Source organism: Luteibacter sp. P4_E6 (assembly GCF_056401535.1).
The window spans coordinates 1-10,616 of sequence record NZ_JBFUJE010000113.1 but is presented as its reverse complement, the minus strand read 5'-3'; the positions used below and the strand labels follow the sequence as shown (position 1 = coordinate 10,616).

General features: G+C 66.0%; 12 protein-coding genes. 7 read left to right on the top strand and 5 right to left on the bottom strand.

What is annotated here, in order from left to right; genetic code table 11:
• Together AC1DT2_RS09360 and epmB are read right to left on the bottom strand one after the other, a co-directional pair.
• On the bottom strand, positions 1–1,591 hold a 1,591-nt coding region (locus tag AC1DT2_RS09360), incomplete at its 3' end, for a diguanylate cyclase domain-containing protein (protein WP_477295980.1).
• A 96-nt stretch (positions 1,592–1,687) separates the two neighbouring features.
• The gene (epmB, locus tag AC1DT2_RS09355) at positions 1,688–2,713 is read right to left on the bottom strand and encodes an EF-P beta-lysylation protein EpmB (protein ID WP_477295979.1); all 1,026 of its coding nucleotides are present in this window, start codon (positions 2,711–2,713) and stop codon (positions 1,688–1,690) included.
• Between the two features lie 87 nt (positions 2,714–2,800).
• Between epmB and efp the strand changes: the two genes are divergently transcribed.
• The 7 genes from efp to folE2 all read left to right on the top strand — a co-directional run bounded on the left by efp (position 2,801) and on the right by folE2 (position 8,321).
• A complete protein-coding gene (efp, locus tag AC1DT2_RS09350; protein ID WP_477295978.1) occupies positions 2,801–3,379 on the top strand; it encodes an elongation factor P in 579 nt (192 codons plus the stop codon).
• 81 nt (positions 3,380–3,460) lie between these two features.
• A complete protein-coding gene (locus AC1DT2_RS09345) occupies positions 3,461–4,798 on the top strand; it encodes a TRZ/ATZ family hydrolase (protein ID WP_477295977.1) in 1,338 nt (445 codons plus the stop codon).
• Entirely contained in the window at positions 4,795–5,079 is a 285-nt protein-coding gene (locus tag AC1DT2_RS09340) for a YciI family protein (RefSeq protein ID WP_477295976.1), read from the top strand. The genes AC1DT2_RS09345 and AC1DT2_RS09340 overlap by 4 nt, the downstream gene beginning before the upstream one ends.
• A 3-nt stretch (positions 5,080–5,082) precedes the next feature.
• Entirely contained in the window at positions 5,083–5,790 is a 708-nt protein-coding gene (ubiG, locus tag AC1DT2_RS09335; protein WP_477295975.1) for a bifunctional 2-polyprenyl-6-hydroxyphenol methylase/3-demethylubiquinol 3-O-methyltransferase UbiG, read from the top strand.
• The gene (gene gph, locus AC1DT2_RS09330) at positions 5,787–6,467 is read left to right on the top strand and encodes a phosphoglycolate phosphatase (RefSeq protein WP_477295974.1); all 681 of its coding nucleotides are present in this window, start codon (positions 5,787–5,789) and stop codon (positions 6,465–6,467) included. The genes ubiG and gph overlap by 4 nt, the downstream gene beginning before the upstream one ends.
• Positions 6,464–7,300, top strand: a complete 837-nt coding sequence (locus AC1DT2_RS09325; protein WP_477295973.1) for a squalene/phytoene synthase family protein — start codon at positions 6,464–6,466, stop codon at positions 7,298–7,300. Before gph ends, AC1DT2_RS09325 begins: the two co-directional genes overlap by 4 nt.
• A gap of 97 nt (positions 7,301–7,397) precedes the next feature.
• A complete protein-coding gene (gene folE2, locus AC1DT2_RS09320) occupies positions 7,398–8,321 on the top strand; it encodes a GTP cyclohydrolase FolE2 (RefSeq protein WP_213948407.1) in 924 nt (307 codons plus the stop codon).
• A gap of 52 nt (positions 8,322–8,373) precedes the next feature.
• On the opposite strand, the gene AC1DT2_RS09315 is transcribed toward folE2, so the two are convergent.
• From AC1DT2_RS09315 to AC1DT2_RS09305, 3 genes are read right to left on the bottom strand one after another with little or no spacing between them, the layout of a single operon-like run.
• Entirely contained in the window at positions 8,374–9,165 is a 792-nt protein-coding gene (locus tag AC1DT2_RS09315) for a M23 family metallopeptidase (RefSeq protein ID WP_477295972.1), read from the bottom strand.
• Positions 9,162–10,499 (bottom strand): dihydroorotase, encoded by a 1,338-nt coding sequence (locus AC1DT2_RS09310; RefSeq protein WP_063572868.1) that lies wholly within the window; start codon positions 10,497–10,499, stop codon positions 9,162–9,164. Before AC1DT2_RS09310 ends, AC1DT2_RS09315 begins: the two co-directional genes overlap by 4 nt.
• On the bottom strand, positions 10,492–10,611 hold the full coding sequence (locus AC1DT2_RS09305; protein WP_477295981.1) for a hypothetical protein: 120 nt from the start codon (positions 10,609–10,611) through the stop codon (positions 10,492–10,494). Before AC1DT2_RS09305 ends, AC1DT2_RS09310 begins: the two co-directional genes overlap by 8 nt.
• Between the last annotated feature and the right edge of the window lie 5 nt (positions 10,612–10,616).

The following is a 10,616-nucleotide window of genomic DNA, read 5'->3' as shown; positions in this document are numbered from 1 at the left end:
TCTTCACGAAGTAGGTCGTGGTGAGCCCGTCGTTTTCGCGGTGTGCCAGCGCATCGATGGCATGGCCCAGCACCCAGCGGTCGATCGCCGGGAGGAGGCCGTTGCGCTCGGCCACGGGGAAGAAGTACGAGGGCAGGACATCGCCCTTCGGGCCGCGCATGCGCACCAGGATCTCGTAGAACTCGCCGGCGGCATCCTGCAGGCTGATGATCTGCTGGTGGTACAGCCGCAGGCCATCGGTCGACAGCGCATGGCGAACGAGGTCGAGCCAGTACTGCTCGCGCTCGGCGTCCGCCTTTTCGCGGGCGCTGGGATCGTGCAGCTCGACGCGATTGCCGCCCTGGTTCTGGGCGTTGCGCAGCGCCGCGCTGGCCTGTTCGAGCACCGCCTCGGTGCTGGCATTCTTCTCGGCTATCAGCGTGCCGCCGATGGTGATCGTCACGTTGAGCGAGCGTGTGCCCGCGTCGATGATGTGCTCGGCGATGCTGGTGCGCAGGCGCTCGGTGAGCGCGGCGTGCTCGAGGTCGCCCCGCGGCGCCAGGATCAGGCCAAGGGTATGGTCGCCCAGCACGCCGGCAACGTCTTCCTCATCGATGGATTCGTTGATCTTTGCGGCGATTGCGGCAAGCAGCTTGTCCGCATTGCCGATGCCCGCGCTGCCGACGATTTCTTTCCAGTTGTCCGGCTCGAGCAGGAGCATGGCCTGCCCCTCGCGCCCGGCGGCCGCGGCAGCCACGGCTTCGTCGATGTGCTCGAGCGTGCGCGCGCGATTGAACAGGCCGGTTACCGAGTCCCGCTGCAGCTGCGCCACGAGGGCAGCGTCTACCATCTGCTGGCGGAACACGATCTGTAGGCAGGCTTCGCCTTCGAACGTGGCGTGTGCGAAGTCGACCAGGGCCTTGAACGTACCCCCGTCGTCGCGACGGGCCAACAGCTCCAGCGGAGGCGGTGCTTTCTCGCCCTTGGACAGGCCGCGCAACACGCCTTTGAAGTCGTCGGCGTGGGTCCCGGCGATCAGGTCGAGGATCGGCAGGCCGAGGATGTCGTCGAACTCGGCGAAGCCGAAGGCTTCGAGGTAGGCCTGGTTCACGCGGACGTGCATGCCCTCGTGGACATAGGCAATGGCGTCGCGCGAGGAATCGAGCAGGGAATCGCACCGGCGCTCGGTCTCGCGCAGCGAGGTTTCCAGGCGGCGCACCTGGCGCCGGGTGGAAAGTGCCTCGAACTCGCGCAGGACCACGGCCAGGACCTGGTCGGAACGTTTACGCAGCGCCACGCCACGCGTGCCACCGGCGAAGAGGTCGGCCACGCTGTCGTCGCYGAGGCTGTTGACCACGGCGATGAGCGCGAGGTCGCGTCCGCTCGCGTCCAGCTGGCGGGCGACCGCCGCGGCGTCGATGCCCGGCACGCCGGGATTCATCAGCACCAGGTCCGGCACCAGTTCGTCCAGGGCGGCCTGTATTTCCGCCGTGCTCGTTGCGCGTGCGGGGCGCACGGCGATACCGCCATTGCGCAGTACGTTGATCAAAAGCTCGGCGTCTTCCACCGAGTCTTCGATGAAGAGAATCCTGATGACGTTGTCGTGTTTCATGCCGTTCCGAAAAGCCGCTTGCTACCCCGCGAACCGTGACGGCCCGCTCCCCCCAACGCGGTCCGGCCAGGTCATGCTGGTCGGATGATGCCCATACTAGCGCGCGAATTCGGCAACGGGGCGTTTGGAAGGATCACCCTGCAGTTCACGCACCAGTTTTGGGACGAGGTAGCCAGGAAGCTTGCCCCGAAGCACTTCCATGAGCGCCAGGGMGCGTTCGTCGGATACCTCGAAATGCGCGGCCCCGGCGACCTTGTCCAACTGGTGCAGGTAGTAGGGCAGCACGCCGGCAGCGAACGACCGCTCGCACAACGCAACGAGGGTATCGGCGTTGTCGTTCACTTCCTTTAGCAGCACCGACTGGTTGAGCAGGGTGGCGCCTGCCGCCCGGAGGCGGGCGCAGGCGGCATCCACCGTGCCATCGAACTCGTTGGCGTGATTGGCATGCAGAACGACCACCTTCTGCAGGGGTAGGGCAGCCAGCCAGTCCGTGAAGTCGTTGTCGATGCGCTCGGGCAGCACCACCGGCAGGCGGGTGTGGATGCGCAGGCGGATCACGTGCGGCATGTCCGCCAGCCCACGCGTGAGTTCCGCGAGCTTGTGCGTGGCCAGCGATAGCGGGTCCCCGCCCGACAGGATCAGTTCCCGGATGCTTGGGTCCGCCTTGACATGGGCCAGGGCGTCACGCCACTGGGCTGCTGCCGCGATTTCCTCGCCGTAGGGAAAATGGCGGCGGAAGCAGTAACGGCAGTTGACGGCGCAGCTGCCGCTGGCGATCAGCAGGGCGCGGCCGTCGTACTTGTGGAGCAGGCCGTGGCCGGCCCGCGAGGCCATGTCGCCCACGGCGTCCACCGTGAAGCCCGCGACCACGTCGTGCTCGGCACGGCGCGGCAGCACCTGGAGGAGCAGGGGGTCGGTGGGGTCGCCGTGGCGCATGCGGGCCACGAAACCCCGCGGGACGCGCAGCGGAAAGCCAGCATCGTCCGGCGGCAGGAGGTCGGTCCGATGGCCGAGACCTACGGCCTGCAGCAGTTCTCGCGCGTTCGTAATGGCGTCCCGCCATAGCTCGCGCCACCCCGTAACGGGCGACGATAGGCGGGAAGTAGGGCTTGCGGTTATCATTGCGGACCTTGGATCGGGCTCTGCAGCCCGTGACAGACCCTATTTTAGCCGCCCAGCGGGGCGGATATAACTCTGGAGCAGATACAGATGGGCATGCTTGGCCTCAACGACGTCAAAACGGGCAAGAAGATCATCCACAACKGCGATCCCTGGATCATCACCGAAGCGGAGTTCGTCAAGCCGGGCAAGGGCCAGGCGTTCACGCGCATTCGTATCCGTAACCTCAAGGACGGCCGCACGACCGAGCAGACGCTCAAGTCGAGCGATTCGTATGAAGAGGCCGACGCCGTCGACACCGATGCCAACTTCTCGTACGTGGAAGGCACCGGCAACGAGCGCGAGTGGATCTTCATGCAGAGCGAGACGTTCGAGCAGCACCGCGCCAGCCTCGCCGCCATGGGCGATGCCTGGAAGTGGCTGAAGGGCGAGGAAGAGTGCGTCGTCACCCTGTTCAACGGCAACATCATCGCTGTGCAGGCGCCGAAGTTCGTCGAGCTCAAGATCACCGAGACCGATCCGGGCGTCCGCGGCGACACCTCGGGCGGCGGCGGCAAGCCGGCCACCCTGGAAACCGGCGCCGTGGTTCGCGTTCCGCTCTTCGTCAACCAGGACGAAATCATCAAGGTCGATACGCGCACTGGCGAGTACGACAGCCGCGTCAAGTAAGGCGCAGCGTCTGATGCATCGATCGGCACGGCTGCCCTCCCGGGCGCCGTGCCGTTTTTTTTACGCTTCCCTGAGGCAGCAATGACTTCCAGCCCTACTGACATCGACCTCCTCATCGAAGCCCGCTGGGTCGTCCCCATCGAACCACACGCCGTGGTCCTCGACGAGCACGCGGTTGCTATCAACGGCGGCGAAATCCTGGCGATCCTGCCGATTGCCGACGCGCGTGTAGCTTACGCACCCCGCGAGCGCATCGAGCTGCCTGAGCATGCACTCATGCCGGGCCTGATCAACGCCCACACGCACAATCCGATGACCCTGCTGCGGGGTCTCGCGGACGACTTGCCGCTGATGACCTGGTTGCAGGAGCACATCTGGCCGGCCGAGGCACGCGTGATGGGTCCGGACTTCATCCGCGATGGCGTCGAGCTGGCCGTAGCCGAGATGATCCGCGGCGGCACGACCTGCGCCAACGAAAATTATTTCTTCCCCGACGTCATCGCCGCGACCTACAAGCAAATGGGTTTTCGCGCGGTGATCGGCCTGCCGGTGATCGACTTCCCCACGCCGTGGGCGAAGACCTCCGACGAATACTTCAGCCGCGCGCTCGAAGTGCACGAGTCGCTCAAGGCCGAGCCGCTGCTGACTACGGCCTTCGTGCCGCATGCGCCGTACACCGTTTCCGACGAGAACTTCGTGCGCATCCGCGACCTGGCCAACGAGCTCGACATCCCCATCCACCTGCACACGCACGAGACCGCGCTGGAAGTGCAGCAGGGCAAGGACAAGGACGGCGTGCGTCCGTTCGAGCGGCTGCAGAAGCTTGGTATCGTGACCGACCGTCTGGTCGCCGTGCACATGACCCAGCTCAACGACGACGAAATCGCCGCCTGCGCGGCRGCCGGCGTGTCGGTAGTGCATTGCCCGGAATCCAACCTCAAGCTGGCCTCCGGCTTCTGCCCGGCGGAAAAGCTGCGCGCTGCGGGCGTCAATGTCTGCATCGGCACCGATGGCTGTGCCTCGAACAACGATCTGGACATGTTCGGCGAGATGCGCACGGCAGCGCTCCTGGCCAAGGCCGTCGCCGGGGACGCGGCGGCGTTCGACGCCGCGTTTGCCCTGCGCGCCGCCACGCTCAATGGCGCGAAGGCGATTGGCCTGGGCGACCGCATCGGCTCCATCGAGCCGGGCAAGCGCGCCGACCTGACCGCCGTGCGTCTCGACGCGCTCGAAACGCAGCCGCTCTATCATGTCGCGTCGCAGCTGGTGTATGCCACGGGCCGTCATCAGGTCAGCGATGTGTGGATCGATGGCCAGCGCAAACTCGCCGATGGTGAACTGGTCGGCATCGACAAGGCGCGCATCCTCTCCAAGGCGCGCGCCTGGCGCGAGATCATTGCCTCCGAGGAGGAAGCGTGAGCGATTCAGAGCACCTGTACCTCGTCCTCGTCATGCGGACGCCGGCCTTCCAGGCGGCCGCGGGGGACGCGCACCAGGCTTTTCTCGCCGGCCTTATCGCAAAGCATCAGCTTGAGATGACCGGCCCGTTCACCGACGGTACGGGCGRCGCATACATCGTGCGTGCCCCCGACCTGGCCGCGGCGACGGCGCTCGCGCACAGCGATCCCCTGCACTCCAGTGGATCGTCCACGCTCACTGTTCACGAATGGCGCGTGCGTCGCTTCGCGCCCGAGGGCTGAACCATGCAAACCAACGCCAATGTCAGCGCGGAAGAGATCGCGCGCTTCGAGAAACTCGCCGCGCGCTGGTGGGATCCCGATGGTGAGTCCCGTCCGCTGCACGACCTGAACCCGGTGCGCGCGGCTTACGTTTCCGCTCGCGTGAACCTGCGCGGCGCCAGGGTGGTCGATGTCGGTTGTGGTGGTGGCCTGTTGAGCGAAGCGCTCGCGCGTGCCGGCGCCCAGGTGACCGCCATCGATCTCGGCGCCAAGCTGATCGAGATCGCCAAGCTGCACCTTTTCGAATCGAACCTGCAGGTGGACTACCGCGTGCAGTCGTCGACGGAGCTGGCGGAGGCCGAGCCGGCGTCGTTCGATGCGGTCTGCTGCATGGAGATGATCGAACACGTGCCCGATCCGGCCGCCCTGATCGGTGACCTCGCCCGCCTGCTGAAGCCGGGCGGCCAGCTGTTCCTGTCGACGCTCAACCGCACCCCGGCCGCTTTCGGCGMTGCCATCCTTGGTGCCGAGTACCTGATGCGCCTGCTGCCGCGCGGCACCCATCACTACGCGCAGTTCCTCAAGCCTTCGGAAGTGGCCGGCATGTTGCGTCGCTTCGACCTCGAGCTCGAGGACATCAAGGGCCTTGCCTACAACCCGCTCACGCGCAACGCGAGCCTGTCGTCGAATACGGCAGTGAACTACGTCCTCAGCGCGAGGAAGCTCGGGTGAAGCGCTTGCCGTTCACGCTGGACGGGGTGTTCTTCGACCTCGACGGGACCCTGCTCGATAGTGCCCTCGACCTGCATGGGGCCCTGGTCGACCTATGTGCGGAGCAGGGCATCGCACCGCCCCCTTACGAGCAGGTGCGACCGGTGGTCTCGCGCGGTTCGCGCGCGATCATCGCGGTGGGCTTTCCCGGTATCGATGCCGAGCGCGTGCTGGCGCTGGTCCCGCGCTACCTCGACATCTACGAAGCGACCATGGCCCGGCACACCGTGCCATTCGACGGTGTCGAAGCCATGCTCGCCGGGCTGGACGCCGCTGGCCGTCGCTGGGGCATCGTCACCAACAAGCCAGGCTTCCTGACCGACGGATTGCTGCCGCGGGCTGTGCCGCACTGGAATCCCGCCGCGGTGGTCTCCGGCGACGCGTTGCCAGTGAAGAAGCCGGACCCGGCACCCGTCCTCCACGCGTGTGCTCTCGCGGGATGCGATCCGGCGCGCTCGGTTTTCGTCGGCGACGATCGTCGCGACATCGAAGCCGGCCACGCCGCCGGTCTGTTCACCGTAGCCGTTCGCTGGGGCTATCTCGACGGCGGCGACCCGGACACCTGGGGTGCCGATGTCGTGCTCGACCGCGTGGACGAACTGGCTGCCCTGCTGGGTGTGCGGGAGATTCCTGCGTGACCGACGGTGCAACCCAGAGCTTTGTCGACAAATGGCTGGCAGTGCAGCCCCAGCAGCGGGTGGCCTTGCCCTTCGTCGACGTGTCCGTGCGCGACGCTCATGTGGCGCTGGCCGCGTTCGAGCAGGAACTGATCGCCTCGGCCTACGGCGTGCGCGAGCCGCAGGTCGCCGCGGCGAAACTTCAGTGGTGGGCCGAAGAATTGTCCGGTGCCGCTTCCAGTGGTGGGCGGCATCCGCTGACCAAGCAGCTGTTCGCCGACGAGCGTGCACGTCGCATTCCGGCCGATCRCTGGCTGGCGCCGGTGCTCGCCGCAATGGCCCAGCTGGAGCAGGGGACGCCGTCCGACTTCAACGCCCAGGTCACGGCCTCTCGCGGTATGCACGGGGCGCTGGCCGCGCTGGAGAACGCCTGGTGGTTCGGGGCGGACGCACCGGTGGAGGCCGCATCGCGCATCGCCACGTTGTCGCACCTGGTCTTCGCGTTGTCGCGCCTGGAACTCGATGCCGAGCGTGAGCGACTGCCGCTGCCCATGTCGCGGCTGGCCCGGCACGGCCTGTCGCGTGGCCAGCTGAAGGACGACACGCCGGCGCGGCGTGAAGCCCTCAAAGCCCAGCTGGGCGAGCTTGCGGCGGGCCTGCGCGAGGCCCTGGCGCTGGGTGAACCCCTCAGCACGTTTCGTGGTCTGGAGGGCCGTACAGCACTTTCGGCGGCGCGTGCGGCGGCCAAGGCAACCGAACCCTTCCGTGAACTGCACTTACGGCAGTCGCGCAGCGGACCGGCCACGGCCATCCGGGCCTGGCTGGCCGCCCGACATGCGGGGCGGTTCGGCTGAACGGACCGTTTCCATGCGCGGACCATTGAGCCAATCCTCAACATCCCCATTTCGGTCACGGTAAGCCGGAAACGGCACGTCCCCTTAGGATCACCCGATGTATATCCAAGATTCCCCGACCCGCCTGCTGCCCGATGTCGCGTCCCAGGAGCATGCCCTTGCCATTGGAACCCTCGACTGGGTCGGCATGGATGGCATGGAAATGCCGGTGCAGTTCGACGCCGGTGACGGCGATGTCCGGTCGACCGGCGCGCGCGTGGGTGCCTTCGTCAACCTGAACAAGCCGGAGGTCCGCGGCATTCACATGTCGCGCCTTTACCTGCTGGTGTCGGAGGCGCTCTCGGCCGGCCCGCTGACGATCGAAGGCGTTCGCGGCCTTCTCGGTTCGTTCCTCAGCTCGCACGAGGGTCTGTCCGACCACGCGAAGATCACCATCGGCTTTGAGCATCTGGTTCGCCGTCGCGCGTTGCGCAGCGACAACAGCGGCTGGCGCTCCTACCCGATCACCATCTGCGCGAATCTGAGCGACGGCAAATTCACGATCGAGATCACGACCGACGTGGTCTATTCGTCGACCTGCCCGGCGTCGGCGGCCCTCTCGCGCCAGCTCATCCAGGACAACTTCGCGAAGACGTTCTCCGCCGATAACGCCCTCGACCGCGACACCATCCTCGCCTGGCTGGGTACGGAGCAGGGCATCATCGCCACCCCGCACGCGCAGCGCAGCACGGCCACGATCCGCGTGCGTCCCTTGGGCGAAGGCGTGTTCCCGCTGATCGACATGATCGACAACGTCGAGGCCGCGCTCGGCACGCCGGTGCAGACGGCGGTCAAGCGCGCGGACGAGCAGGCCTTCGCGCTCGCCAATGGCAGCAACCTGATGTTTTGCGAGGATGCCGCCCGTCGCATCCAGAAGACCCTCGATGCCGACGAGCGCGTCGCCGACTTCCACGTGCGCGTGGCGCACCACGAAAGCCTGCACCCGCACGACGCCGTGGCGTTCGCTTCAAAGGTCCGCTGAAGGGTTGCGGGCTGTTGTCGGAAAAAGGCCCGCCATCAGGCGGGCCTTTTCGTTACTGGATGCCCGGCAACAGCAGTGGATCGAGCCGCACGCCGAACCAGTTGAATCCCCAGTGCACATGAGGCCCGGTCGCCCGGCCGGTCATGCCGGCTGCGCCGATCACGTCGCCCTGCTGCACGTGCTGTCCCACCTTCACGTCGATCCGCGACAGGTGCAGGAAGTTCGAGGACAGTCCGAAGCCGTGGTCGAGCAGCACGGTGCCGCCGGTGAGATACAGGTCGGGTTTGGCGAAGGTGATGATGCCGTCGGCCGGTGCCTTGACCGGCGTGCCCTGCGGTACGGCGATGTCCATGCCCGAATGCGGGGCCTTAGGGTCGCCGTTGTAGATCCGCTGGTTGCCAAAGCGCCCACTGATCCGGCCGGTGACCGGCCAGATGAAACCATGCGCGAAGTCCTCTCGGGCATCGTCGCGATTTCGTGCGGCGACCACTTCGGCTTGTTCGCGTTGGATGCGCGCCGCGATCTCCGGTGGCGGATTCACCGTCGCCGGCGGCACGCCTTCGACGCGTTCGATCGGCCAGTCGCGCGGCGTCACGTTGAGGCTGTGTCTGGTACCGCCGACCACGACGTCGATGGGGCCTTGCTCATCGCGGCCGGCGCCGAACACGAAGATCCCATCGGCACCGACATGGACGGGCTTGCCGGCCACGGTGACCCGGGATCCCGGCGCGGCATGGCCGATCACGAGACCACCTTGCGACACGCTGGAGGGCAGGTCGGTGACAGCGGCAGCGGCCGTGGTGGAGAGGATCAGTGCCGCCACCGCGCTTACGAATTTCCTCATCGATCGAACGTCAGTCGCTGGCCGCGGACGCTTTCATCCACGGTCTTGCCGTCCCACACGCGCTGGCCGTTGACGAAGGTCGAGGCGATGCTGCTGCTGAAGGTTTCGCCCTCGAACGGCGACCAGCCGCATTTGGATAGCACTTCCTCGCGAACGACGGTGTGCTTGCGCTTGGGATCGACCAGGACGAGGTCGGCGGCATAGCCTTCACGCAGGAAACCGCGGTTTTCCACGTCGAACAGCTTGGCTGGCGCATGGCAGACGGCCTCGACGACGCGCTCCAGGGTCAGCTTGCCTTCGAAGACTCGCTCGAGCGCCGCCTGCAAGGCGTATTGAACCAAGGGCAGGCCGGATGGCGCCTTGTCATATTTCTGCGCTTTTTCTTCGAGAAGATGCGGTGCGTGGTCGGTGGCCAGAACATCCAGGCGACCTTCGGCGAGCGCCTTGGTGATGGCCTCGCGGTCCGATTCGTCCTTGATCGCCGGATTGCACTTGATCAGGAACCCGAGGCGTTCGTAGTCCGGCGCCGCGAAATGCAGGAAGTGCACGCAGGTTTCCGCAGTGATCTTCTTGCCTTCGATCGGGCCCGGCTCGAACAGGGCCAGTTCGTCGGCGGTCGAGATATGCAGCACATGCAGGCGGGTGCCATGTTTCTTAGCGAGCGAAATCGCCAGCTTCGTGGACTTGATGCAGGCCTCGCGCGAACGGATGAGCGGATGCTCGCGGGCGGGGATGTCCTCGCCGTAGACCTCATGGGCCTTGGCAAGGTTCACGTCGATCATCGGCGTGTCTTCGCAGTGCGTGATGATCGGCGTGGGCGCGTCGCGGAAGATGTGGTCGAGAGTTTCCGGATTGTCGACCAGCATGTTGCCGGTCGAGGCACCCATGAATACCTTGATGCCCGGAGCGGCCTTGGGATCGAGGGCACGGATGGCTTCGAGGTTGTCGTTACTGGCGCCCATGTAGAAGGCATAGTTGACCCGAGATGTTTCGGAGGCCCGGGTGTACTTGGCTTCCAGTGAATCGCGGTCGAGCGCCGGCGGCTTGGTGTTCGGCATTTCCATGAAGCTGGTGATGCCGCCGGCCGCGCAGGCGGTGGACTCACTGGCGATATCGGCCTTCTGGGTGAGGCCCGGTTCGCGGAAGTGCACCTGGTCGTCGATCATCCCCGGGAGTAGCCACAGGCCCGACGCGTCGATCACCTGTTCGTCACGCTCTTTTTCCAGGCCTTGAGCGATGGTCGCGATTTTTCCATCGCGCAAACGTACGTCGGCAGTGAAACGGCGATTTTCGTTGATCAGTTCGGCGTTCTTGATGAGCCAGGCGTCAGTCATGGATATGTGCTCCTTGGGCGCCACATCGGCGCAGGACGAAATGATCGGGTACGGGGTCCATGCCACCTTCGCAAAAGGGCTGGCAACGGCAGATGCGCCAGGCGCCAAGCACGGAGC

Excerpts from the sequence above, each read along its gene's own strand:
- folE2 (WP_213948407.1), top strand. The coding sequence starts at position 7,398 with ATGTATATCCAAGATTCCCCGACCCGCCTGCTGCCCGATGTCGCGTCC.
- AC1DT2_RS09315 (WP_477295972.1), bottom strand. The coding sequence starts at position 9,165 with ATGAGGAAATTCGTAAGCGCGGTGGCGGCACTGATCCTCTCCACCACG.
- AC1DT2_RS09310 (WP_063572868.1), bottom strand. The coding sequence starts at position 10,499 with ATGACTGACGCCTGGCTCATCAAGAACGCCGAACTGATCAACGAAAAT.